This window comes from Desulfovibrio sp., from assembly GCF_041907885.1.
GTDB lineage: Bacteria > Desulfobacterota > Desulfovibrionia > Desulfovibrionales > Desulfovibrionaceae > Desulfovibrio.
In genome coordinates, this window is the sequence record NZ_JAYRGM010000002.1 from 186,984 (window position 1) to 210,222 (window position 23,239).

Annotated in this window: 20 protein-coding genes; 9 read left to right on the plus strand and 11 right to left on the minus strand. The window is 59.8% G+C overall.

Going from position 1 to position 23,239, the window contains the following annotated elements; genetic code table 11:
* Positions 1 to 32 precede the first annotated feature (32 nt).
* From ACE3NW_RS02310 to ldhH, 5 genes are all read left to right on the plus strand, one after another.
* On the plus strand, positions 33 to 533 hold the full coding sequence (locus ACE3NW_RS02310; protein WP_374279955.1) for a cytochrome b/b6 domain-containing protein: 501 nt from the start codon (positions 33 to 35) through the stop codon (positions 531 to 533).
* Positions 534 to 1,107: 574 nt separating this feature from the next.
* Positions 1,108 to 2,493: an FAD-binding oxidoreductase gene (locus tag ACE3NW_RS02315; RefSeq protein ID WP_374279957.1), complete on the plus strand. Its 1,386-nt coding sequence runs from the start codon at positions 1,108 to 1,110 to the stop codon at positions 2,491 to 2,493.
* A 117-nt stretch (positions 2,494 to 2,610) separates the two neighbouring features.
* Positions 2,611 to 3,906, plus strand: a complete 1,296-nt coding sequence (locus ACE3NW_RS02320; protein ID WP_374279959.1) for a (Fe-S)-binding protein — start codon at positions 2,611 to 2,613, stop codon at positions 3,904 to 3,906.
* A gap of 246 nt (positions 3,907 to 4,152) precedes the next feature.
* Positions 4,153 to 4,779 (plus strand): lactate utilization protein C, encoded by a 627-nt coding sequence (locus ACE3NW_RS02325; protein WP_374279961.1) that lies wholly within the window; start codon positions 4,153 to 4,155, stop codon positions 4,777 to 4,779.
* Positions 4,780 to 4,782: 3 nt separating this feature from the next.
* Positions 4,783 to 6,933, plus strand: a complete 2,151-nt coding sequence (gene ldhH / locus ACE3NW_RS02330) for an L-lactate dehydrogenase (quinone) large subunit LdhH (protein WP_374279963.1) — start codon at positions 4,783 to 4,785, stop codon at positions 6,931 to 6,933.
* Positions 6,934 to 7,154: 221 nt separating this feature from the next.
* Here ldhH and ACE3NW_RS02335 read toward each other — a convergent pair whose 3' ends face one another.
* The 3 genes from ACE3NW_RS02335 to ACE3NW_RS02345 all read right to left on the minus strand — a co-directional run bounded on the left by ACE3NW_RS02335 (position 7,155) and on the right by ACE3NW_RS02345 (position 9,617).
* A complete protein-coding gene (locus ACE3NW_RS02335) occupies positions 7,155 to 7,559 on the minus strand; it encodes a hypothetical protein (RefSeq protein ID WP_374279965.1) in 405 nt (134 codons plus the stop codon).
* Between the two features lie 237 nt (positions 7,560 to 7,796).
* The gene (locus tag ACE3NW_RS02340; RefSeq protein WP_374279967.1) at positions 7,797 to 8,363 is read right to left on the minus strand and encodes a hypothetical protein; all 567 of its coding nucleotides are present in this window, start codon (positions 8,361 to 8,363) and stop codon (positions 7,797 to 7,799) included.
* Between the two features lie 129 nt (positions 8,364 to 8,492).
* Positions 8,493 to 9,617, minus strand: coding sequence for an alpha/beta hydrolase family protein (locus tag ACE3NW_RS02345; RefSeq protein WP_374279969.1), 1,125 nt, complete (start codon positions 9,615 to 9,617; stop codon positions 8,493 to 8,495).
* An 82-nt stretch (positions 9,618 to 9,699) separates the two neighbouring features.
* On the opposite strand from ACE3NW_RS02345, the gene ACE3NW_RS02350 reads away from it, so the two are divergent.
* Complete coding sequence (locus tag ACE3NW_RS02350) at positions 9,700 to 10,344, plus strand: DedA family protein (RefSeq protein ID WP_374279971.1); 645 nt, start codon at positions 9,700 to 9,702, stop codon at positions 10,342 to 10,344.
* Positions 10,345 to 10,347: 3 nt separating this feature from the next.
* Here ACE3NW_RS02350 and ACE3NW_RS02355 read toward each other — a convergent pair whose 3' ends face one another.
* From ACE3NW_RS02355 to ACE3NW_RS02370, 4 genes are all read right to left on the minus strand, one after another.
* Positions 10,348 to 11,835, minus strand: coding sequence for an ATP-binding cassette domain-containing protein (locus ACE3NW_RS02355; RefSeq protein ID WP_374279973.1), 1,488 nt, complete (start codon positions 11,833 to 11,835; stop codon positions 10,348 to 10,350).
* Between the two features lie 33 nt (positions 11,836 to 11,868).
* Entirely contained in the window at positions 11,869 to 12,696 is an 828-nt protein-coding gene (locus tag ACE3NW_RS02360) for a histidinol-phosphatase (protein WP_374279975.1), read from the minus strand.
* A 173-nt stretch (positions 12,697 to 12,869) separates the two neighbouring features.
* On the minus strand, positions 12,870 to 14,288 hold the full coding sequence (gene gltA / locus ACE3NW_RS02365) for an NADPH-dependent glutamate synthase (protein WP_374279977.1): 1,419 nt from the start codon (positions 14,286 to 14,288) through the stop codon (positions 12,870 to 12,872).
* Complete coding sequence (locus ACE3NW_RS02370; RefSeq protein ID WP_374279979.1) at positions 14,278 to 15,120, minus strand: sulfide/dihydroorotate dehydrogenase-like FAD/NAD-binding protein; 843 nt, start codon at positions 15,118 to 15,120, stop codon at positions 14,278 to 14,280. Before ACE3NW_RS02370 ends, gltA begins: the two co-directional genes overlap by 11 nt.
* A gap of 295 nt (positions 15,121 to 15,415) precedes the next feature.
* Between ACE3NW_RS02370 and ACE3NW_RS02375 the strand changes: the two genes are divergently transcribed.
* A complete protein-coding gene (locus tag ACE3NW_RS02375; protein ID WP_374279981.1) occupies positions 15,416 to 15,700 on the plus strand; it encodes a hypothetical protein in 285 nt (94 codons plus the stop codon).
* Positions 15,701 to 16,367: 667 nt separating this feature from the next.
* On the opposite strand, the gene cobM is transcribed toward ACE3NW_RS02375, so the two are convergent.
* Genes cobM through ACE3NW_RS02395 form a run of 4 tightly spaced genes read right to left on the minus strand, consistent with a single transcriptional unit; the run spans position 16,368 to position 21,214 of the window.
* Entirely contained in the window at positions 16,368 to 17,156 is a 789-nt protein-coding gene (gene cobM, locus ACE3NW_RS02380; RefSeq protein ID WP_374279983.1) for a precorrin-4 C(11)-methyltransferase, read from the minus strand.
* A 3-nt stretch (positions 17,157 to 17,159) separates the two neighbouring features.
* Positions 17,160 to 19,082: a precorrin-6y C5,15-methyltransferase (decarboxylating) subunit CbiE gene (cbiE, locus tag ACE3NW_RS02385; RefSeq protein ID WP_374279985.1), complete on the minus strand. Its 1,923-nt coding sequence runs from the start codon at positions 19,080 to 19,082 to the stop codon at positions 17,160 to 17,162.
* Entirely contained in the window at positions 19,079 to 20,305 is a 1,227-nt protein-coding gene (cbiD, locus tag ACE3NW_RS02390) for a cobalt-precorrin-5B (C(1))-methyltransferase CbiD (protein WP_374279987.1), read from the minus strand. Before cbiD ends, cbiE begins: the two co-directional genes overlap by 4 nt.
* Before the next feature lie 3 nt (positions 20,306 to 20,308).
* Positions 20,309 to 21,214, minus strand: a complete 906-nt coding sequence (locus tag ACE3NW_RS02395) for a hypothetical protein (RefSeq protein WP_374279989.1) — start codon at positions 21,212 to 21,214, stop codon at positions 20,309 to 20,311.
* A gap of 344 nt (positions 21,215 to 21,558) precedes the next feature.
* Here ACE3NW_RS02395 and ACE3NW_RS02400 point away from each other — a divergent pair, with 344 nt between their 5' ends.
* A complete protein-coding gene (locus ACE3NW_RS02400) occupies positions 21,559 to 22,554 on the plus strand; it encodes an OmpA family protein (protein ID WP_374279991.1) in 996 nt (331 codons plus the stop codon).
* Between the two features lie 80 nt (positions 22,555 to 22,634).
* Entirely contained in the window at positions 22,635 to 23,213 is a 579-nt protein-coding gene (locus ACE3NW_RS02405; RefSeq protein WP_374279993.1) for a translation initiation factor 2, read from the plus strand.
* The last annotated feature ends 26 nt before the right edge of the window (positions 23,214 to 23,239 follow it).

Consider the following 23,239-nt stretch of genomic DNA (forward strand, 5'->3'; position numbering starts at 1 on the left):
TTGCAGCACAGTTTGCTCAGTTATGGCGTTTCTTGGGTTTTTTTCAACCGCCAGTGCTGCGCCTTTTGCACGCAAGCGTGGTGCTGCTGGTGGCGTTGCAGGTGCTGACACGGCTGGCGGGCATGAGCATGACCCATGCGATTCTTGGCCTTGTTCTGTGCATGCTGGGTCTGGGGCTCATTGCCCTGGGGCTGGGCACACGTGGGCCGCGCCACTACTATCCCTATCTTTGGGGTGACATGGACCAGCTGAAAAAGGATGTGGCCGCCATTCGCAGTGGCAAGCTCATCATCGCGCCCAGGCCCAAGGGTTTGGCCTGCGTGGTGCAGGGCCTTGGCATGGGCGCGCTGGCCATGAGCCAGATCACAGGCCTGTGGCTGTTCCGCTCGTGGCAGATGGGCGAGATATCGCACGCGGCGGCGAGCCTGCACGGCATATTTGTAGTTTTGCTGCTTGCCTATGCTGCGGGACACGGCGGCATGGCGCTGGGGCATTTTTTCTTTTGGAAAAAAAATACAGGAAAAAAATCGTAACCACCCAGATAAAAATATTTGTGCAGATGCTGCGCCTGGCAGGGCTTGCCGCATCTGCACAAAAACAGGGAATGTGACGGGGGAATGCCCTTGGTGCGGGCGCAAAAAAAATATCTGTGCAACAGGTATGTTAGCGATACGGGCGTGCTATCTTGAATCCCGCCAGATCATAGGTATTTGGTTGTTGCGGTAACGGCTATCATCTTTTTTTTCACAAGTTCTTTCTGACTGCTGGTTGTGAAGACCACGGGCCCTCTGTTTATTTACTCTCCCATGCTAATAGTTAACTCGCTGTAACAATTCAGTTTGCCTTGTTGCTTTGGATGCAGCAGCGGCATGGAAACTGTCACAGGGCGTTGCATAGGTTTGTAAAGGTCAGACTGTGATACCAAAGTTTTTTGGCCTGTGCCCTTTGCAAACTTGTCAAACAACGCTATAGGTCTTCATTCTCGTAAAAAAGTTGACCGGCTGTTCAAACAGCCGTATGGGAATCGAAACTATCAGGCCCGCGCAAGGGGCGCGCGGTCTGTGCCTTACCATAAAGACGTTGATGACGGACTTTAAAGGAGGCCTTATGGCAAGCCAGGCGTTGATTAAGGATTTCGAAGACATGATCGGCAAGGAAAACGTTTTCAGTTCCGAAGCCGACCGCATGAGCTATTCGTATGATTCGGCGGTTCTGCCCCCGGTCATGCCTTCCATGGTTGTGCGTCCCACTACCAAGGAACAGCTCGGCCAGTGTGTGAAAAAACTGTACGACAACGGTATCCCCATGACCGTGCGCGGCGCGGGAACCAACCTTTCCGGCGGCACCATTCCCGACAAGTCTGAAACCGTGGTTATTCTTACCACCGGTCTCAACCGCATCATTGAAATCAATTCCGACGACTTGTACGCCGTGGTTGAACCCGGCGTGATCACCGCCGAATTTGCCGCCACCGTGGCCAAGAAAAATCTGTTCTACCCCCCCGATCCGGGTTCCCAGGCTGTGTCCACCCTTGCCGGCAACATTGCTGAAAACGCCGGTGGCCTGCGCGGCCTCAAGTACGGCGTTACCAAGGATTACCTCATGGGCATCGAATTTTTCGACGCCACGGGCGAAGTGGTCAAGTCTGGTTCGCGCACGGTCAAGTGTGTTACCGGCTACAACCTCGCTGGCATGATGGTGCAGTCCGAAGGCACGCTGGGCATTATTTCTGAAGCCATCCTCAAGCTTGTGCCGCCGCCCAAGGCCTCCAAGGCCCTGATGGCCGTGTTCGCTGACGTGCAGCATGCCGCCGACGCCGTTGCCGGCATCATTGCCGCCCACGTTGTGCCCTGTACGCTTGAATTCCTCGACAACAACACCATCGTGCGCGTGGACGACTTCACCAAGGCTGGCCTGCCGCGCGAAGCCGGTGCCATTCTGCTGATCGAAGTGGACGGCCACCCCGCACAGGTTGCCGACGACGCCGAAGCCGTTGAAAAGGTGCTGAAGGCCAACCACGCCACCGCCGTTCACGTGCCCAAGGACGCCGCCGAAAAGTTCAAGCTGTGGGAAGCCCGCCGCATGGCTCTGCCCGTGCTGGCCCGCGCCCGTCCCACCACCGTGCTTGAAGATGCCACCGTGCCGCGTTCGCAGATTCCTGCCATGGTTAAGGCTGTTAGCGACATCGCCGCCAAGTACCGCCTTGAAGTGGGTACCTTTGGTCACGCTGGCGACGGCAACCTGCACCCCACCTTCCTGTGCGACAAGCGCGACGCTGACGAATTCAAGCGCGTGGAAGAAGCCATCGACGAAATGTTCGATACGGCCATCAAGCTGAAGGGCACGCTTTCGGGCGAGCATGGCATTGGTACCGCCAAGTCCAAGTGGATGGAAAAAGAAACCTCCCGTGGCACCATTCTGTTCTCGCAGCGGTTGCGCCGGGCTCTTGATCCCAAGGGCTTGCTCAATTCCACCAAGCTGGTGGGCATCTAGGCACAGCCTGGCATTGCAGGGATACGGGGGCTCGCCCTCGTTTCACTCGGCAGCGGCTGGCCACAGGGCTGGCGCTGCCGGGCAAGAGCAAAAATTCAACCGCTCCAGGAGCGTTTCATGAGTACTATGCACGAACTGGCCCAGCGCCTTATGGCCCTGGACGACAGGATCACTGCCTGCATGAAATGCGGCATGTGCCAGGCCGTGTGCCCCATGTTCGGTGCCACTGGCATGGAAGCAGACGTGGCCCGCGGCAAACTGGCCCTTATTGATAACCTGGCCCATGAGATGATCAAGGATCCCGAGGCTGTTGCCGACAAACTGGGCCGCTGCCTTTTGTGCGGTTCCTGTCAGGCATCCTGCCCTCCGGGCGTCCAGATTATGGACGTCTTCATGGAAGCCCGCGAAATCGTAAACGAGTTTATCGGCCTGCACCCGGTCAAAAAGATGATCTTCCGTTCATTCTTGACCAAGCCCGGCCTGTTCAACTTTGCCATGCGCGTGGGCGCGCCCATGCAGGGCCTGATCTTTGGCTCGAGCAACGACGCCCAGGGAACCGTGTGCGCACCCCTGCTCAACTTTATGCTGGGCGACCGCCACATTCACCCCCTGGCAAAGAAGCCGCTGCACGCCCGCTATGGCGCGCTTGACGAGCCCCGCCGTGCTGCTGGGCTCAAGGTGGCCTTCTTCCCCGGTTGCGTTGGCGACAAAATGTACATTGACATGGCCGAGGCCTGTCTGAAGGTGCTGCGCCACCACAATGTGGCCGTGTTTATGCCCAAAAACCTCACCTGCTGCGGTATTCCGGCCCTTTCGTCCGGCGATGCCAAGGGCATGGTGGAGCAGATGCGCGTAAACGTGGAAGCCCTTAAAAACGGCGACTTCGACTACATTCTGAGCCCCTGCGGTTCCTGCACGTCTACGGTCAAGGAACTGTGGCCCCGCTACGCGCACCGTCTTGGTTCTGTTGAAAAACGCAAGATCGAAGAGATTGCGGCCAAGGCCATGGACATCAACGCCTTCCTGGCGGATGTGCTCAAGGTGCAGCCCGCCGAACAGGCGCAGGACAACGCGGTGAGCGTGACCTACCACGATTCTTGCCACCTCAAGAAATCGCTGGGCGTGGTCAGCCAGCCCCGTGCCATCATTGCGGCCAACCCCGCATACAAGGTTACGGAAATGGCCGAGGCCGACCGTTGCTGTGGTTGCGGCGGCTCGTTCAACCTCTTCCACTATGACTTCTCGCGCAAGATCGGTCAGCGCAAGCGCAACAACGTGGTGGCCTCTGGCGCCAAGATTGTGGCCGCTGGCTGCCCCGCGTGCATGATGCAGCTTGAAGACGTGCTTTCGCACAACCATGATTCTGTGCGTGTCAAACACACCATAGAGCTGTACGCCGAAAGCCTTAAGTAGCCTTGGCGCGTCGGCGGGGATCTGTGGTTTCCCCGCCGGCGCTGCCCAACCCGCCGGTTATTCTGCCAGAATGCCCAACTGATGAAGCACCGTGGGGTTTTATTTCTACGCTGTGGGCGCTGCGCGCCGTTCGCAGGTATACCAGCACAAAACTCTGAGGGTGAGTTTTGTTTGCTGCAATAGCTTTTTTTTGTGGCTTTACTGCATGGTGTGCGAACTGGGCGTTTTTTGAAAAAGGAGTTGTTTATGACACATCAGGAATTGGTAGAAGCCTTTTCCGCCAAGGCTGCGGCTGTTACCGCCGTGGTTCAGGAAGTGCCCAGCATGGCAGCCGCCTTGCAGTATGTTGTGGACGTGTGCGCCAACAAGGCGCCTGCCGAACTTTTGGCCGACGAGCCCGGCACCGAGCAGGGCCCCCTTGGCCCCAACAAGGTTCCCACCCGCGTGCAGCGCGTGGTGGCCGCACCGCAGCTTGGCGATGCTGACTTTGCCACTCTGGCTGCCGCGTGCGAAGAAAAAGGCTTTTTGTGCATCCGCGAAGGCCTGCGCAACTATCTTGCCGGTATCGACGTGGGCCTTTCCACTGCCGAGCTGGGCGTTGCCGCCAGCGGCACCTGTATGCTCAACACCGACAGCGAAGATGTGCGCCTTACGGGCATGATCTCTGAAGTTTCTGTGCTCATGCTGCGCAAGTCCACCATTTACCCCGATCTGCCTTCCATGGCGCAGCTGCTGCGCGAACGCATGAACGAGGGAACCGCCACGTACACCACCCTGGTGACAGGCCCCAGCCGTACCGCCGACATCGAGCGTGTGGCAGCCGTGGGCGTGCATGGGCCGCTTGAACTGCATATCATTCTGTTGGAGGACTAACCCATGCATGACGCCCTCAAGAGCTCATCGGGCTATCATAAGGAACTGGACGAGGCCCTGAACGACGAATTTTTGCGCCGCACCCTTGATACCTTTGCCGTGGCCTACCGCGCCAACCGCGAAGCCGTGTTCAAGGAAGTGGACGAAAAAGCGCTGATCAAGCAGATCGCCGATGCCAAGGACTACGCCTGTCAGCACATGGACGAGCTGTTTGCGCAGTTTAAGGCCGAGGCCGAAAAGCGCGGCGTACACGTTCACCGTGCCGCCACCGCCGAAGAAGCCAACGACCTGATCGTTCGTATTGCCAAAGAAAACAAAGTGAAGAAGGTGGTCAAGTCCAAGTCCATGACCGCCGAAGAAATTGGCCTGAACACCGCGCTGGAAGGCAATGGCCTGATCGTGGACGAAACCGACCTTGGCGAATGGATCATCCAGCTGCGCCACGAAGGTCCTTCGCACATGGTTATGCCCGCCATCCACCTTTCGCGCTACCAGGTGGCCGACGACTTTACCAAGGCCACCGGCGTCAAGCAGGATTCGGACGTGCAGCGTCTGGTCAAGGTGGCCCGCGTGCAGCTGCGCCGCAAGTTCATCGCCGCCGACATGGGCGTGAGCGGCTGTAACTTTGCCGTGGCCGAAAACGGCGCCATTTCTACCGTTACCAACGAAGGTAACGCCCGCATGGTCACCACCCTGCCGCGCGTGCATGTTGCCATTGCCGGTCTGGACAAACTGGTTGCCAAGCTGGACGATGCCCTGGTGGCCCTTCAGGTGCTGCCCCGCAACGCCACGGCCCAGCGCCTGACCTCGTATGTAACCTGGATGTGCGGCGCTGGCCCCTGTGCGGCCAACCCCGACAACAAAAAGATTCTGCACGTTATCTTTCTTGATAACGGCCGCACCGAAATGGCCAAGGATCCCCTGTTCTCGCAGGTTTTCCGCTGCGTGCGTTGCGGCGCTTGCGCCAACGTGTGCCCCGTGTACCGCCTGGTGGGCGGCCACAAGATGGGCTACATCTACATTGGCGCTATCGGCCTGATCCTTACCTACTTCTTCCACGGCAAAGACCGCGCGCGTATCCTCAGCCAGAACTGCATGGGCTGCGAATCGTGCGCCAATGTCTGCGCTGGCGGCATTGATCTGCCGCGTCTTATCCGCGAAGTGCGCTCGCGCCTCAACGTGGAACAGGGCGCGCCCATTGAGGCCAATCTGCTCTCCGCCGTGATGAAGAACCGCAAGCTGTTCCACAAGCTGCTCAAGTTCGCCAGCTTTGCCCAGAAGCCCTTTACCCGTGGCGCGCAGTTCCAGCGCCATCTGCCTGCGGTCTTCCTTGGCAAGCACAACTTCAAGGCTCTGCCCGCCATTGCCAACAAGTCGTTCCGCGACCGCTGGCCCGAACTGGCTCCCAAGGTGCAGAATCCCAGCTACCGCGTGGCCATCTTCAGCGGCTGCGCCCAAGACTTCATCTATCCTGAAGAGCTGGAAGCCTGCGTGAAGATTCTGGCCGCCAAGAATGTGGCCGTTGACTTCCCCATGGAACAGTCGTGCTGCGGTTTGCCCCTCGAAATGATGGGCCAGCGCAAAACCTCCATGGATGTGGCCAAGCAGAATATTGCGGCCTTCCGTGGCGGCAACTACGACTACATCATCACCCTGTGCGCCAGCTGCGCCGGCCACCTCAAGCACCACTATCCCGAAATCCTCGACAGCGATTTCTCGACCGTGGAAGCCCAGGCCTTTGCAGCCAAGATCATCGACTTCAGCTCCTTTGTGCATGACGTGCTGGGCCTCAAGGCCGAGGACTTCAACAAGTCTGCCCAAAAGGTCACCTACCATGCCTCGTGCCACCTGTGCCGTGGCCTGGGTGTGAAAAAGGCCCCGCGCGATCTTATCGGCGATGCGGCTGAATACGTGCCCTGCGAGGAAGAAGAAGTGTGCTGCGGCTTTGGCGGCAGCTACTCTGTGAAGTTCCCCGAAATCTCGGCACAGCTGCTGGACAAGAAGATTGCCAACATGAAGGCCACCGGCGCTGACCGCCTGGTGGTTGACTGCCCCGGCTGCGTCATGCAGATCCGTGGCGGTGCCGAAAAGCAGGGTCTGAAGATCAAGGTTGATCACATTGCAGAACTGCTGGCCGAAAACCTGAAGAAATAATCAGGCAGGCTGAAAAGATAGAACAGGGCGGTGCATGTTTGTCATGCGCCGCCCTATTGTTTTTTTGGTAGATTATGTGTGGGGATAAACTGCCGGAAAGCTGCCGGAAAGCTGCCGGTAAGCAGCCGGTGGCCAGCAGACTGCATCACAAGGCAGGGGTTAAGCCTGGTAAGGCATGCCCGCCAGCCACCGGGCAGCAGTCAGAACATGCGAACCGCGCGCTAATGGGCGCAGCACTTCTTTGGCAGGCGTTTCCAGTACCACTGGCAGACCAGGGTGTCGTCGTGGTCTGTCCACTCGCCACATGTTTCAAAATAATCGAGCACACTCTGTTCAGAAGGGCTGAGCGTAATGTGGGGGCTGGCCATCTGCCGCATGCGGATGAAGATGACCAGACATTCAAACAGGCTGAACATCTCGTCAACGCCGATGGCATCCTGCTGAGAACACGTAGTAAATTCCTGATAAAAGGGGTTTTGGTCGTCCACGATCAGGTCGTAGTCTGCGCGGTATTCCTGAATGGCCAGCAGGCCGGAACGGAAGATATTTTCAAATGGCCCGTTGTGTTGCTGTGTTGCTTTGGCGCATACCTGTTGAATTCGATCCAGATGGTCAGAGAGAGACATGGCTTGCTCCTGAGGCAAATTGTTCAACTGGTAGATAGCTTATCCTTTATATGTATTCAAATCAATAGCTGGCTACAAAAATCCCGCTCTGGAACAGAGCTGGCCATAGCTTGTAAACTGCATTATGAATAATGGTGATAGACTTTGCAGCCTCATGGGGACGGGGGCGCAAAGACAGACTGCAACAGGGGTTTGTGCCTCTGTTGTGAGATTTTTTGGAAGGTAGAAGCGTATGGACTAGCGCTGGTTGCGCCGGGGTTGCAGATACTGCGGCTGAAAAAGCAGCCTGTACTGCTTTACTGTAGAAAGGCGTTGCGGTGCGGTAACTTCGCCTTCAATGGAAAGCGCCTTGTCGGAAAGCCCAAAGGGCTGAAGCTGGCCGGGGGGCACATCCATGCGCGAAAGACCCTCGCCGCTCACGTTAAAGACCGGCAGGCTGCTGGAAGATGAACCCGCCATAAGCACCGCCGTGGCATTGGCAGAGGGCGTGGTCGATTTGCCCGCTGCCGAACGTTGCGAGGTGGCGTTGAGCAGGCTAGGCATGGAAACTTCGGCACGGCGCAGCACGTCGATAAAATCATTGCCCGTGCGGCCCACAAAGGTCACCAGCGAAGAACCATCGCCGTAAACCAGCAGGCTCACGGGCATGGTTCCTCCATGAATGCCGAAATAGGCCGGGCGCGCGCCAGCAGGCATGACAACCCAACCTTGCTGCTGGTCAGACTGTCCCTGGTTTTCGGTGCTCCAGGCGGCCACAGGGGCCAGGGCAAGCAGCAAACAGAACAAATATATTGTGTTCCGCATAGTATCCTGTTCCGGATAGGAAAAATTCGGCGTTTTGGTGCAATTCTATCGCTATGCCCAACCCTTTAGAGAGCGGCGCAACAATTGTCAAGGCTGCTGCAAAGCCGCCAGCTGCATGCCTTTGCGGGCTTAACCGGGCCGCCGCTTTTTGGGTTTTGGCGCAGGCTGTGTGGCCGGTTCAGGGGCGGCCTTGGGCTGCTGCGGCGTAAGGTCGGGCGGTGGCGGAATCTGGGGCAGGTTCTGGGCATTGCCAAGATAGTGCAGAAAAAAATCGCCCAGAGCTTCGTTCATGCGCTTATGAATGGCCGTGCGGGTTTCTGCGGAAACAGAGCGGCAGAGTTCTGGCAGTTCAAGGGCAAGGGATTCTGGGCAAGGAGCCATGAGCGAGCCCGTATCTGCCTGGGGCAGGGTGAGCCAGCGGGGCTTTTTGTCCATGAGCTCATATATTCGCCGTGCGTGCAGGGCCGGGGTATTGAGCACATCGTTGGGCGCGCCCATAAGCAGCAATGGCGGGTAAAACCAGTGGAATGACTGGCGCGAAAACAGCATGCCAAAGCCCGGTGCAACTGCGGCAATGGCGCGGATGCGCTGATCGGCGAGGCTGCGCGTGAGCGGCAGATGCTTGCACAGCGCCTCCATGCGTTCGCGCGCCCAGGTGTTGCAATACATGTCCTTGGGTGTTGTGCGCGTGCAATAGCTTGCCCATCCCTCGCAATCGGGCAGCGCGCCGCCAAGCAGCAGGGCAGAAGCGCCGCCAACCCCAAAGCCCACCACGCCGATGCGCGTGGCGTCCACGCTGGGCTCAACTTCCGGGTCGTGCAGCAGCAGATCAATACTGCCAGAAAGTTCGTGAGCACGGTTTTCAAGTTGCTGCCAGGTCAGCAGATTGTCCATGTTGTCCATGTTGTCGCCGGGGTGGTTGGGCGCGGCCACCACAAAGCCCAGCGATGCCAGCCATGCGGCGGTATCGTGATACGTAAAGCGCGTACCCGCAGTATCGTGCGAAAGCAGAAGCAGGGGAAAACGCCCATCCACGGCCTTGCCAGCACGCGATGCAGAAATTTCCCAGGGCGCATAGTTGAGATCACGCGGGGGCCGCGATGAAGGATACCAGACGTTTACGTCCAGGCGCAGCCCTGTGTCGGGCGACCACTGGCCAAGTGTGCGAAAGCCCACCATGTAGGTATCGGCCGCGTGGGCCTGGGGTGTAACCAGCAGCAGGGCAAGAAGGGCAAGGGTGGTGAATACGCGCATGGCTGTGTTGTGCCACAAGCTGCCTTGGGGTACAAGAGCACACCAAGGCGCGGCGCAGCGCCTAACCGGGAGAAAATCCTTTATGGAACTGTTGAGTACTTTTGTGAGTTTTATTCTGCACATAGACGTGCATTTGTTTGAGCTGGCCAACCTGTATGGCCTGTGGCTGTACGCCATACTGTTTATTATTGTTTTTTGCGAAACAGGGCTTGTGGTAACCCCTTTTTTGCCCGGTGATTCGCTGCTTTTTGCCTCTGGCGTGGTGGCCGGGGCCGGGCTGCTGGGTTATGGCGAAATCATGGCAGTGCTGCTTGCGGCGGGCATATCGGGCGACGCGGTCAACTACTTTATCGGGCGGCATGTGGGGCCAGCCATATTCTCACGCGAGAACAGGTTTATCAAAAAGGCCCATCTGCTCAAGGCCCACGATTTTTACGAGCGCCACGGCGGCAAGGCCATTGTGCTTGCCCGTTTTGTGCCCATTGTGCGCACCTTTGCCCCCTTTGTGGCGGGCATTGCCCTTATGCACCCGCCCACGTTTTTTCTGTTCAACATCACGGGCTGCATCTTGTGGGTGGGCGGGCTTGTTTCTGCCGGGTATTTTTTGGGCAACCTCGAATGGGCGCGGCAAAACTTTAGCCTGATCGTCTACGGCATCATTGTCGTTTCTGTGCTGCCTGTTGCCATAGAAGTTGTGCGGGCGCGCATGGGCAATCCCAAGGGCTGATTTTTACAGCACCACGCGCAGCCTGCCGCCTTCCATATGCGCCTCCCTGTTTATGCACAGGGGGGCGTCTTCATTATGGTGCGATACAAAAATCATCTGGATTCCCTGGGCCGCCAGCTGGTCGAGCAGGTGCAGATACTGGGCTCGGCTTGCGGTATCAAGGCCGGAGCAGGGTTCGTCCAGCAGCAGGATGTCGGGCCCGCCCACCAGCGCCCGCGCAAGAAACAGGCGGCGCAGCTGTCCCGTGGAAAGATGCCGGATAGACTGTTGCCCCAGCAGATCCAGCCGTGCGGCGGATTCTTCGGGAAACATGAGAGCCATGCGGCTTCTGGCCTCTGTGCGTTCGGATTCCGAAAAACGGCGGTACACGCCAATGCTGTTGTCAAAGCCGGTGCAGACCATGTCGAGCGCGTTGAGCGAGTAGCCGTAAAGAGCCTGTGAAAGGTCAGAAACGAGCCTCACGCCCTTGCGCACGGCTTCAAGGGTATTCACATGCCCGCCCTGACTGGGCAGCCAGTAGTCGAGGCTTCCGCCAGCGGCCACAAATTCGTCGCCCGCCAACAGGCGCAGCAGGGTGGATTTGCCAGAACCGTTGGCCCCGGTGATGCGCCAGTTTTCACCCTGATGCATGCACCAGCTGATGTTGTGCAGCACTTCCTGCCTGTCGATGAAAACGGTGACGTTATCCAGATCAAGCATGATGTGGCTGCTGCCGAGCGCGGTACTGTCTGCGGCGGCGTGGTTGCTCTGGGGCTGGTCTGTTCCATCCGTGGTTTCTTCCGGCAGATCGCCCGCAGGCGGTGCGGTGAGCAGCCTTCCGTTGCGCACATAGCGGCGGCCCGTACACCAGTCGGGAATATTGGCCGAGCGGTGCGCGGTCATGACCACGGTGCAGCGGTTGGCGTATTCGCCCAGTGTTTCAAAAAATATCTGGCGGTAGCGGTCGTCAAGGCCTTCGTCGCATTCGTCCAGCAAGAGCAGGGTGGGCGCGCGCAGCAGGGCGCGGCCAAGCAGCAGCAGGCGTAGCTGCCCCTGCGAAAAAGTGGGAACGGTGCGTTCAAGCAGGCCTTCCGCATCGAGGCGGGCGGCCATGGCATCCACCGCCTGCCGCCGGAAGGCTGTGCTGTCGGTATAGACAAGGGGGGTATCTTCAAAGCCTGTGAGCAGCAGATCCCGGCCCGTGAGATCCCAGGCCTGCCGCTGATAGTTTTCCTGCTGGGCTGGCGAAACAAGGGCTGTCATGGCGCGGCCAGCCAGCGGCGAATCTTCCGCGCCGTCCGGCCCGTGCCACTGGATACGGCCACGGGCGGGCCACAGTTCGCCACGCATGAGCCGTAGCAGGGTGGACTTGCCGGAACCGTTGGGGCCAAGCAGTGCGCAGTGCGCACCGCGCCGCACCTGCCAGCAGATGTTGTGCAGAATGTGTTTCTGGCTGGAATCGCCAGGCAGAAAAAGGCTTACGTCGTCAATGGATATGATAGTTTCGGACATAAAAAATCCGTGTGTTCAAAGGCGGTTGTTGCTTTACAGCGGCAGAACGATACGCTGCCCACGGTCAAAAATGGTGTATTCGGCAAAGCCAAAGGCGCGGGCATACGAGGCCAGCCGGGCAAAGCCGTAGGCCACATCTTCCGTACCGTGGGCATCGGAGGCAAAGCTGACGGGCAGGCCCATCTGCGCGGCCATCAGCATTATGGGCGGGGCGGGGTAAATTTCGCGGCAGGCCTTGCGAATGCCAGCCGAAGATATCTCCATGCTCATGCCCATGTTTTTGATGGCGGCAAGCCCACGCCCCACAAGCGCCTGACTCTGGGGTCTGGCCAGCCAGATGTGGAACTGCTCCACCGAGAAAATCTTGATGAGGTCGGGATGGGCGGCGATGTTGAACAGGCCGGAAAGAATCATGCGCTCCCAGGCTTCAAAATAGGCCTGGTACTGCTTGTCGCACTCTTCCTGCGAAAATGCCTTCCAAGGTTCCGCGCCGTCGTCAAAACCCCAGTGCCCGATAAAATGCACGCTGCCCAGCAGATAGTCGAAATCAAAGGCCGCGCACGAGGCGCGCGTGTAGTCTTCCTGCCCTTCAAGCCAGTCCATTTCCATGCCAAAGAGCACGCGGCAGGGGCCGTTGGCATGGGCGGCGCGCAGAGCGCAGACCTCGCGTTCGTAGTCGGGCAGATGCCGGGTGAGCTGTTCGCGGTATTCGTGGGTATAGTCAAAGCCCACGGGCCGGGGCGAATGCTCGGTAAAGCCCATGTAGGCCAGCCCCCTGGCCTCGGCCGCAGCAAACATTTCATCCGGGGTGTTGCCGCCGTGCGAATACTTGGTGTGGGTGTGCAAGTCTGCGAGAATCATGTTTTTTCCTGAATATGCCTGTGTATGCCTGAAAATGCCTGAATATGCGTTGGCTCTTTGCGCAAGTATGACCGCGAACCGCACGTCTGGCAAGCCACAGGCGGCGGTTGGGCGCGTGGTATGAAAAAAGGGAGCTCCCGTTTGGAAGCTCCCTGATATGCTGCTGGCTGCGATCAGCCCGCTATTCTTTTGACGATTTCCTGACCGGCCTTGCGCCCCGCGCCCATGGCCAGAATGACCGTGGCCGCGCCGGTGACGATGTCGCCGCCCGCAAAGACGTTGGGAATGGAGGTTTCGCCGGTGTTTTCGTCGGCCTCGATGTAGCCCCACTTGTTGAGCTTGAGCTCTGGCGTGGCCTCAAGCAGAATGGGGTTGGAGCGCGTGCCCAAAGCCACAATGGCAAGGTCGGTGGGCAGATCGTATTCCGATCCTTGCACCGGCACGGGCCTGCGGCGGCCAGAGGCGTCGGGTTCGCCCAGCTCCATGCGTTGCAGGGTTACGGACTGCAAACGCATTTCCGCATCGCCGTTAAAGCGCAACGGTGCGGAGAGCATGGCAAACTGCACGCCTTCTTCCTCGGCATGTTCCAGTTCTTCAAGACGGGCGGGCATTTCTGCCCGGGTGCGGCGGTACACAACATGCACGCTTTCAGCGCCCATGCGCAGGGCCGTGCGGGCCGCGTCCATGGCCACGTTGCCCGCGCCAAACACGGTAACGTGCTTGCCGGGGTAGGCCGGGGTGTCCTGGGTGGGGAAGTTGTAGGCGCGGCCAAGGTTGACGCGGGTGAGGTATTCGTTGGCCGAAAACACGCCCACGAGGTTCTCGCCGGGAATGCCCAAAAAGATAGGCAGACCAGCGCCCACGCCGATGAACACGGCGTCGTATTCCTTGCGCAGGTCGGCAATATCAATGGTGCGGCCACCCACGGAATTGAGGTGGAAATCCACACCGGCCTGACGCAGACCGTTGATTTCGGTGGCGACCACGTTCTTGGGCAGACGGAAGGCGGGAATACCGTAAATGAGCACGCCGCCGGGTTCGTGCAGGGCTTCAAACACGTCCACCTTGATGCCCGCAGTGGCACACACACCAGCACAGGTCAGGGCCGAGGGGCCAGAGCCGATGCAGGCCACCTTTTTGGCCCCAAGGGGCAGGGCACAGGCATTTGTGCCGGTTACCTGTTCGCAGGCGGTGGTGGCAATGTAGGTGTCGGCCACAAAGCGTTCAAGGCGGCCAATGGCCACGGGCTGACCCTTGGCCTTGAGCACGCACTTGCCTTCGCACTGGTGTTCCTGCGGGCACACGCGGCCACACACGGCAGGCAGGCTGTTGGTGGTCTTGATGATGCGGTAGGCCGCATCCATGTTGCCCTCGGCCACCTGATGGATAAAGTCGCGGATGGGCACTTCGACCGGGCAGCCGGTAACGCACAGGGGCTTTTTACACTGGAGGCAGCGGCTGGCTTCTTCTTTGGCCATTTCCTTGGTGTAACCGAGTGCAACTTCTTCAAAGTTGGCGCGGCGCACCTTGGCGGGCTGACAGGGCATATCCACGCGGGGAGCCACGGTCTTTTTGGGCTTGCTATTCTCCATGGCTGACTCTCCGGTATTCTTCAATGGAAATGGTCTCCTGCTCACGGTATGCGGCCAGACGGCGGCGCAATTCGGGAAAGTCCACTTCGTGACCGTCAAATTCGGGGCCGTCCACGCAGGCAAATTTTGTTTTGCCGCCCACGGTGACGCGGCAGGCGCCGCACATGCCAATGCCGTCAACCATGATGGGGTTGAGGCTGACCGTGGTTTTAACGCCAAAAGGACGGGTGGTTTCAGCCACGGCGGCCATCATGGGCACGGGGCCCACGGCAACCACTTCAAACACGTCCTTGTCCGTTTCAAGCCTGTTGCGCAAAAGTTCGGTAACCAGACCCTTGTGGCCGTAGCTGCCGTCATCGGTAGAGATGAGCAGCTCGTCCACAAAGGATTTGAGTTCGTTTTCAAAAAGCAGCAGATCTTTGCTGCGAGCGCCGATAACGCCCACAACCTTGTTGCCGATGCGGGCGTGGCCCTTGGCAATGTGGTGCATGGCGGCAATGCCCGTGCCGCCGCCTACGCACACAACCGTGCCGCGTTTTTCGATATGGGTGGGGTGACCCAGGGGGCCGCAGACATCAAGAATTGCATCTCCGGCACCAAGGGCTTCAAGCATGGCGGTACTCTTGCCCATGACCAGATACACTATGGTGATAGTGCCATTGTCCTTGTCTGTATCAGCAATGGTGAGCGGAATGCGTTCGCCCTGTTCGCTCATGCGCAGCATGACGAAGTGGCCGGGCCGCGCTTTTTGCGCGATTTGCGGCGCATGGAGCACCAGTTTGCTGGTTTTGCCTGGGATCAGGCTTTCCTTGTGCAATATAGGTGTTGGCATAGGTTCTCCTCGTCAGGCATGTGAGTTGGTGCATGGTAGCTGTGTGCGACATTACTTGCAAGCAACAGTTTTTTTGTGATTCTTTTACATGGCTGATATGATTTATTGTTTGTGTGCAATCTGCACAAATGCGCGCCTGTTGCCGTAATTTTGGGGTATTGCCCTAAAGCCTCGGCCTATTGTACCGATAAGCCTCTTGACAGGTGGGGAAGGGGAGTAGGTACAAACTAATAAGGAGGCGGACAGGGCCAACCCCTTTGCAAGGAAGCAGTGATCCATTCATGGAGGAATGGTCATGTCGCAACATATCGGTGACGTTTTCCAGACTGGAACCTCGCCGCCTGAAGCCGCAGAAGACCCGACCCGAAGTCGGAACCTGCTGCTGATTGAGCGGTATCTTGTTGTACTGGAAGAAAACAAGAAGGCCTGCCGCGCGGCTGTGACTGATGCGGATATGGCTTTGGACATGGCGGGTTTTGTAAAGCGCCAGCTGCGCAGACCAGCCGAAATGCCCAGGATGTCTCCGGCCTTGCTGGCCCTGGCTCTTGTGAGGCGCGTGATCGACGCGCCCGAACAGTAAACCGGACGGTCTCCAAAGTGGAGCCCCGGCCCGGAAGCAGAACGACCATGCGTTCGCAGTGCAGGGCAAAGCCCGCAGTGCAGAACACAAACCACTAGCATCACTTTTCCGTGACATGATAGGGGGCATGGCAGTCCGCAATCCATAGCGAATTCTCCACCTAAGAGAGGCGGGGGCGTGGGGCCTTCGCCTCTCGTTTTATTTGCAAGCCCAATCCATTTTCAGTCAGTGCCAGCCGCCTCTCGTGCTGCCGCCTGCGGCAGCACCGAAAAGCGTGAGCCGGTTGCGGCTTTGCCGCGCCGCAAGCGAGCGTTTTTCGTGTCTTTGCCGCGAATATTCGCGGCCTGTTTGTCTGTAGCGGGGGCGTGGGGCCTTCGCCTCTCGTTTTATTTGCAAGCCCAATCCATTTTCAGTCAGTGCCAGCCGCCTCTCGTGCAGCCGCTTGCGGCAGCACCGAAAAGCGTGAGCCGGTTGCGGCTTTGCCGCGCCGTAAGCGAGCGTTTTTCGTGCCTTTGCCGCGAATATTCGCGGCCAGTGTGTCTGTAGCGGGGGCGTGGGGCCTTCGCCTCTCGTTTTATTACGGCATTAGCCCGTTGAGCGCGCACTTGCGCAACGCAAAAACCACCCGCATGCAGGTGGTTTTGATAGCAGAATGGGCGGGAAAGAATCAGCCCTGGGCGGGCCTGTAGCCGTGGGCAAAGTCGGCGGCGTAGAGGCGCGAGGGCGCGCCTTGGCTGCCTTCTGCCGGCAGCACGAGAAAGACAGTCTGGCGGGTGAGGTTGTGGCTGGTAATGCACTGGGCAAGCTCGCCCAGAGTTGTCCAGTACAGCTGTTCTTCTGGCCAGCTGACCATGTGTGCGCAAAACACCGGGGTTTCTGGCGGCAGGCTGCGCGAGAGCTCATCCTGTAGCGCCTGCGCCGAGGCGGCAGAAAGATACACGGCCATGGATGCCTTGTGCTGGGCCAGCAGGTGCAGATGCTCGCGCGCGGGAACCGGGGTGCGGCCCTCAAGCCTGCTGATGATGAGGCTCTGGGTTACTTCGGGCACGGTAAAGGTAATGCCCGCAGCGGCGGCGGCAGCGCAGGCTGCGGTAACGCCCGGTATGACCCGCCAGGGGATGCCGTCTGCATCCAGCAGGGCTGCCTGCTCGCGCAGTGCGCCGTACAGCGAGGGGTCGCCCGTGTGTACACGGGCCACGGGGCGTCCCTCTAGGGCTGTGGCGCGCACCAGGGCGTGGCACTGTTCGAGCGTCAGCGGTGCGGAATCCACAACCATGGCCTGGGGCGCTGCGCAGGCCACCACCTCGCGCGGAACCAGCGAACCCGCATAGAGCACCAGGGCCGCCTCTTCTATGGCTTTGCGCCCCTTGATGGTCATGAGGTCGGGGTCGCCGGGGCCTGCCCCCACAAATGTAACAGTGCCGGGTGCAATCCCGGTGCGCAGCGTGGCATCCATGGTTTACCTGTCTTCTGGCTGTGCGCCGGACTGGATGGCCGAAGGCGCAGGTTTTTGGGCGGCCAGCAAAAATACCGGGTTCATGGCCGCAAGGTGTACATCGCCGCCCAGTGTTTTGCCCTCGGCTGCGGATATCTGCAAAATTTCTACGGGCCAGGCCATGTCTTCAAAAAAGCGGCGGCACAGGCTAAAGCTGTCGAGCAGCACACAACTGACCACCACGCGGCCCCCCACGGGCAGCCGCAGGCACACATGGCCCAGAATGTCGTCGCCATCGTCACCGGAAAGGCCGCCGCCGATAAACACCCTTTGCGGATCGGGCAAGCCGGGCAGGCATTCCGGGGCTTGCCCAAGGCGTACTTCCACATTGGCGGCACCAAAGCGGCGGCGGTTTTCCTGAATACCCATGGCGCGCCCAGCAGAGCGCTCCACCGCGATAACCCGGCCCTCGTGCGCGAGCACAGAGGCCTCAAGGGCCACCGCGCCAGAGCCGGAGCCAAGATCCCACACCACATGCCCGGCCTCTATGCGCAGCAGTGCAAGGGCCGCTGCCCGTACCGGCTTTTTGGTGATCAGGCCCCGGTCAACCGCAAGCTGGTCGGCATCCAGGCCCAGGTGCGGGCGGCGGGCGGGTGCGGCGGGAACCAGAATCATGGTGCAGGCTGGGCCAAATTCGCGGCTGGCGGCATCGGCCAGGCTCAGATGGCTGACGGTTTCGTCGGCTGCGCCCATGCGTTCAAAAATGTGTGTGTCAAACCAGTCAACGCCCCTGTCAAGCAGATGGCGGGCCAGCACATCGGGCGACATGCGCGCGTCGGTGAGGATGCAGAGCGGAGCATTTTTGCCGCAGGCCACGTTGAGGGGGCGCAGATCGTCGCGCCCATGCAGCGAAAGGCAGATAACCTTGTGCCATGGCAAGGAAAGACGCGCGCAGGCCTGCTGCAAGGAGCTGACCGCTGGCAGCAGCCGCACCGCAGCCGGGCCAAGGCGGCGCACCAGGGTTGCGCCAATGCCAAACAGCAGGGGGTCGCCGTCTGCCAGCACCAGCACGCGCTCGCCTGCGGCGCGCAGCTGGCTCAGGCGGGTGAGCAGCGGTTCAAGGGGCGTGCTCAGGGGCAGCAGGCGCGCCTTGAGGCCCTGATTGTCGGCTTCGTTGCTGGCCGCCGCTCTGTGGGCAGCTTCGTTCTCGGCGGCTTCGGCGGCAGGGGCGAGGCTGCGGCCAGAAAATTCTTCAAGCAGGGTGCGCCCGGCGCAGATAACGTCGGCCTGCTCCGCAAGCTGGCGCTGGGCTTCGGCCAGGCCGGCCATGCCTCGAGGGCGGGCGCAGTCGAGCCCCATGACCGTGATCGGTTCCGGGGTGGCGATGGTGGGTTCAAAAACAAAGAAGGATTGCAACATCTCGGCCATGGGCGGCCAGTCGTCCTGATCGGACAATCCGCCCGCAGGGGCGAGGCCCGGGGCGGGGGCAGGGTCGTGGGCAGGCCGCGTCGCACTGGCAGGCGCTTTGGGGGTGGATGCCGGGCTGGACAAATCCGTGGGGGTATCCGTATCTGGCACGGGGACAGGGCATACGGCTGTCAGAGGTGCGGGGCTGTCTTCTGCCCGTGCGGGTTCTGGCTGGGTTGCCTGCGCCTGCGGGCTGCTGGTTTCGTCAGCGGGCTCCTCACTGGCGCTGGCAGAAGCGGTGGCAGCATCTCTGCCCATCGCGTCGGCAGTGGTGTCGTCAAGCTGTTCGTCGGATGGCGAATGCAAAGACGTTGCCGCCGCAGGGGCGGCCAACTGGCCCGCAGGCGCAGGGGCACAGGCCGCTTCTGTCATAGCGGATGGGGCAGTATCGGCAGCAGGGCCCGCCGCGTGTTCCGCTGCTGGAACCGTGGGCGTGTGTGATGGCACGGCAAAGCCGGGCAGTGAGACCTGTTGTTTCATAGCGCCAATAATTCCCTGCCGTCAGTATGAAAAAGGTGCAGGCTCACGGCCTGCCCCGCAAAAGTTCTGGCTGTCTGCATTGCCTGCTGGGCTACCGCATTGAGCACTTGCGGGCCTGCGGCATCGGCCAGCAGCAGCTCCAGCGCGTGCGCGGCGGTTATGCAGCGGGCAACCGCTTCTGCACAGGCCGCATCGGCGGATTGCGCCTGCTGCGCCAAGGCCCACATGTCGAGCGTGGAGTCCTTGGCGTGGGTATACGCGTGCCCCTGAGCCAGTTTGACCAGCTTGCCAAAAAAACAGCCCCAGACAATCTGTTCAAAACCCGCCGTGCCTGCTGCATGTAGCGAAAACTGCGCAAAGTCGGCCACTTGCACAAAGGCGCGTTCGGGCAAATGTGGGTAGCGCTCCATGAGCAGCCGCTCAGAACGCCTGCCTGTGGTAAGGCAAACCGTGCGGCAACCCGTTGCTGCGGCAACGTCCAGCCCTTGCCCAATGGTGGCCTTCCACGCGGCATGGCTGAACGGGCGCACCGTGCCTTGTGTTCCCAGAATGGAAATACCGCCTTCAATGCCCAGGCGGGGATTGAAGGTCTTTTGTGCCAGTTCAAGGCCTTGGGGCACGCTGACAAAAACGGTCAGTACCGTTTGGGCTGCACCTGTGGGTGTGCTGGCCTGGTCGTGTTCCTGCGCTCGCAAGGCAAGGCTGATCTGCTGGCGCGGCACCGGGTTTATGGCCGCTTGCCCCACCGCTACGGGAAGCCCTGGCAGTGTGATGCGCCCAACCCCCGGCCCTCCCTTTATAATGATGTTGCCGTGATCTGCAACCTCGGTTCCAAGGGCCGGTGCAACGCTTTCGACAACCGTAGCTGTTATGCACGCGCCCGATGTGGCATCGGGATCATCACCGCCGTCCTTAATAATGCTGGCGTGGGCCGAACGAATAATTTTTTGCGGCGGCGGGTCGCAGTACTCAAAATTGTTGGTGGCCCAGCGTGCGGCCAGCTCTGGCGCTGGCCCCGGCAGGCATTCTGCGACAGGCAGTACGAGCCAGCATCGAGGTTCAGGCAGCCCGCATCCAGAGCTCTGCAAAGCGGCTGCAAAGGGTGGCAGGGGGACGCGCACCGTGGCTGGCGCACTGCCGTAACGCAGCAGTTGCAGTGCGGCCAGGGCAGCTCCAGTGGCGGCGCTGCCGGTGGTAAAGCCCTCGCGCAGAGTGTTGGGCATGGATCAGGCCCGACAGGGGCGTGTACGCGGCACTGGGTCGGGCAGCCATATTTTGCCACGGGCCACAAGTGCCACAAGGCCATCCACACCGGCCATTTCTGCGCCGTTCTCTGAAAAAAGACGTACCTCAAGGGCCGAGCCGCCGGGCTGCATGATGGAAAATGCGCGGCGCGTTCCTGAACGCGAAAGGCGCAGGGCCAGGGCCAACGCGCCTGAGCCACAGGCATTTTCAAGAAAGGTTGTGTCGGCATCGCGCACATGTACCAGGGGCAGCATCTCAAGCTGGCCCTGACATTCGCGCCACCAGATAACCCCTGCGGCTGGCTCGTTTTCAAGATTATGGCGCTGGCGCAGTTGCGCGGCTGCTGCATAACAATCTTCGGGCAGGGGATGGGCCGGGCCGCCGAGCAGCAAATGGCAGATGCCCGGCAAACGTACCAGTTGCGCGCCTTCTTCCACCGTGGTGATGGAGCAGGCGGGCAGCCGCAGCAGGGCCTCTACCTGCCAGAGCGGAGCCGCGCCCCTTGTGTGCAGACGCACGGGGCTGTGCCAGCCAGAAACCTGGATTTCGTCAATGCGCACCGGGCACGGGGGTGGTGCGGAGCTCGTGAGCTGTGTCGGATCTGCGGCAAATCCATTGAGAATGCCCTGTTCGGGGCTGGAGTTTTGGGCGGCATAGGCCAGCATGGCCCCCACCGCGCGGCTGGCATTGACGCAAAATTCGCCACCGGCCATGCGCAGTTTGCCCTGCGCCAGTTGCACAAAGCCCGCCTGTTCGCCGCCAAGCATTGCCGGGTCAAGCGCCAGAGCCGCAAGCCACGCCTGCTCGGCGGGGTGTTGACCGCTGTCGGGAAAAAGCAGTGTGGTGTTGCCCCCCGGGCTCCACTTGGAAAAAGTCAGTACAGGCATGGAAAATCCTTGGTTCGCGGCAAAGTATGCCCCAGCCCCGGCGGGCTGTCCAGCGCTGGTAGCAGCAGTTTGCGCAAGGGGATGCATGGCTGTGTGACGAGTTGGGGACGACGCGCAAAAAAATGATGGGCCAAACGGCCCGGTTGCATCAGTTAAAGACCAATGCAAAAGCGAAAGAGTCTTTCCTATTTACAACTTGCGGTTTTTCCCAAACGCGGGTATGTCAAAAGCAGTTGCCGTCTCCAAGGCCCATGGCTGTGAGTGAGCCGGTAACGTGGCGGGCACACCGCGATTTACTGTTGCTGTACGGTAATCGACGACACTAACAACGTTTGGGAGGCAGTATGAAATCGTTTCGTCTTCTTGCTCTTGCGGCCGCTCTTGTTCTGAGCTTCGCCGTGGCCGCTGCGGCCGCTCCGGCTTGCAACAAGAAAATTGAAAGCTTCGACTTCGTCGTGGACTACTCTGGTTCCATGATGATGAAGAACAGCACGCTCAAGCAGGACAAGATTCTTGTGGCCAAAAATGTGCTCACGCGCGTTAACGCCGCTATTCCCGCTCTGAGCTACAACGGTGGCTTGCACACCCTTTCGCCCAACGGCGCCATTGTCGCCCAGGGCCCCTGGGATCGCGCCGCCATGGCCGCTGGCCTCAAGAAACTGAGCAGCGACTTCCAGATTTTTGGTCGTATGACCAGCATGGGCAATGGCCTTCAGGCTTATGAACCCTTCATCTCCAGCATGAAGCGTGACGCCGCCCTGATCCTCGTTACCGACGGTGACAACAACCGTGGTACCGACCTCGTGCAGGTTGTGAGCCAGATGTACGCCAGCCAGCGTAACCTGGTTGTGCATGTGATCTCCCTGGCCGACACCCCCAACGGTGAAGCCAACGTCAAAAAGATCGCCGCCCTGAATTCCAACGCCGTTGTGGTGCGTGCTGAAGAGCTCGCCACCAGCGACGCCGCTGTTGAACGCTTTGTGCTTTCCGTGTTCTGCAAGGATGAAGACGTCATCGTGCTGCGCGGCGTGCATTTCGCCTTCAATTCCTACGCCCTTGACGGCAAGGCCATGGGCATCCTGAACGAAGCCGCCAACCTGATCAAGAACAACCCCAACAAGCGCGTTGTTCTCTCTGGCTGGACCGACTTTGTGGGCTCCGATGCCTACAACATGAAGCTTTCGCAGGAACGCGCCAGCGCGGTTAAGAACTACCTCGTGAAGCAGGGCATCCCCTCCAGCCGCATGACCGCCATTGGTCGTGGCAAGTCCTTCAAGTATGACAACAAGACCGACGAAGGTCGCGCCATGAACCGGCGTACCGAAGTGTCCTTCGAGTAATCGCAGGGCTTCGCTTCAGTCGAATTAAAGCAAAAGCCGGGTGGTCTATGCCGCCCGGCTTTTTATGAGGTGCATCGCACATGCGTAAGATTTTGGCACTTATTCTCACTATGGGCCTGGCCTCCGGCGGTTGTGCCTGGTTTGGCGGTTCTTCTTCTGAAGAAGTAAAACCTGCTCAGCCCCAGGAACAGACCGCTGCCCCCGAACCGGCTCCGGCTCCTGAAGCCCCTGCCAAGGACGTAAAGGGCAAGGGCAAGACCAAGGCCAAGGCTGAAAAGCCTGCTGAAGCAAAACCCGCTGCCTCCAAAAAGGTTGTGAAAACCGAGGCTCAGGTTGCCGCCGAGCTTACCATGGTGGGCAACAAGCTTGCCGCCCAGGCTGCACGCACGGTTATGCCTTCCAAGGCATCCAAGGAAGTGCGCCAGGACAGCAAGGGTTTTGTTGCCAGCTACATCGAGGTGGACGCATCCAATGTGACCACCGAGCTGCGGCCCGGCGCCAGCGGTCAGTACGTAGGCTTTATCCGTTACCAGGAAAAGGTGATGGAATGCCGTGGCAAGACCAAGCAGGAAGCCACCACCACAGCTTCGTGCGAACAGGTTAAGGCGCGTAACCTTAACGAACTGATTCGTTACGACGGCTCTACCTGGCAGTACTAGCGTGTTGTGATGCCGCTCTGGCCGTG

Coding starts and splice junctions, on each gene's coding strand:
- ACE3NW_RS02405 (WP_374279993.1), top strand. CDS start 22,635: ATGCGTAAGATTTTGGCACTTATTCTCACTATGGGCCTGGCCTCCGGC.
- cobM (WP_374279983.1), bottom strand. CDS start 17,156: ATGGATGCCACGCTGCGCACCGGGATTGCACCCGGCACTGTTACATTT.
- ACE3NW_RS02340 (WP_374279967.1), bottom strand. CDS start 8,363: ATGCGGAACACAATATATTTGTTCTGTTTGCTGCTTGCCCTGGCCCCT.
- ACE3NW_RS02375 (WP_374279981.1), top strand. CDS start 15,416: ATGTCGCAACATATCGGTGACGTTTTCCAGACTGGAACCTCGCCGCCT.
- ACE3NW_RS02360 (WP_374279975.1), bottom strand. CDS start 12,696: ATGATTCTCGCAGACTTGCACACCCACACCAAGTATTCGCACGGCGGC.
- ACE3NW_RS02320 (WP_374279959.1), top strand. CDS start 2,611: ATGAGTACTATGCACGAACTGGCCCAGCGCCTTATGGCCCTGGACGAC.
- ldhH (WP_374279963.1), top strand. CDS start 4,783: ATGCATGACGCCCTCAAGAGCTCATCGGGCTATCATAAGGAACTGGAC.
- ACE3NW_RS02355 (WP_374279973.1), bottom strand. CDS start 11,835: ATGTCCGAAACTATCATATCCATTGACGACGTAAGCCTTTTTCTGCCT.
- ACE3NW_RS02395 (WP_374279989.1), bottom strand. CDS start 21,214: ATGCCTGTACTGACTTTTTCCAAGTGGAGCCCGGGGGGCAACACCACA.
- ACE3NW_RS02350 (WP_374279971.1), top strand. CDS start 9,700: ATGGAACTGTTGAGTACTTTTGTGAGTTTTATTCTGCACATAGACGTG.
- ACE3NW_RS02345 (WP_374279969.1), bottom strand. CDS start 9,617: ATGCGCGTATTCACCACCCTTGCCCTTCTTGCCCTGCTGCTGGTTACA.
- cbiE (WP_374279985.1), bottom strand. CDS start 19,082: ATGAAACAACAGGTCTCACTGCCCGGCTTTGCCGTGCCATCACACACG.
- ACE3NW_RS02335 (WP_374279965.1), bottom strand. CDS start 7,559: ATGTCTCTCTCTGACCATCTGGATCGAATTCAACAGGTATGCGCCAAA.
- cbiD (WP_374279987.1), bottom strand. CDS start 20,305: ATGCCCAACACTCTGCGCGAGGGCTTTACCACCGGCAGCGCCGCCACT.
- ACE3NW_RS02400 (WP_374279991.1), top strand. CDS start 21,559: ATGAAATCGTTTCGTCTTCTTGCTCTTGCGGCCGCTCTTGTTCTGAGC.
- ACE3NW_RS02370 (WP_374279979.1), bottom strand. CDS start 15,120: ATGCCAACACCTATATTGCACAAGGAAAGCCTGATCCCAGGCAAAACC.
- ACE3NW_RS02315 (WP_374279957.1), top strand. CDS start 1,108: ATGGCAAGCCAGGCGTTGATTAAGGATTTCGAAGACATGATCGGCAAG.
- ACE3NW_RS02325 (WP_374279961.1), top strand. CDS start 4,153: ATGACACATCAGGAATTGGTAGAAGCCTTTTCCGCCAAGGCTGCGGCT.
- gltA (WP_374279977.1), bottom strand. CDS start 14,288: ATGGAGAATAGCAAGCCCAAAAAGACCGTGGCTCCCCGCGTGGATATG.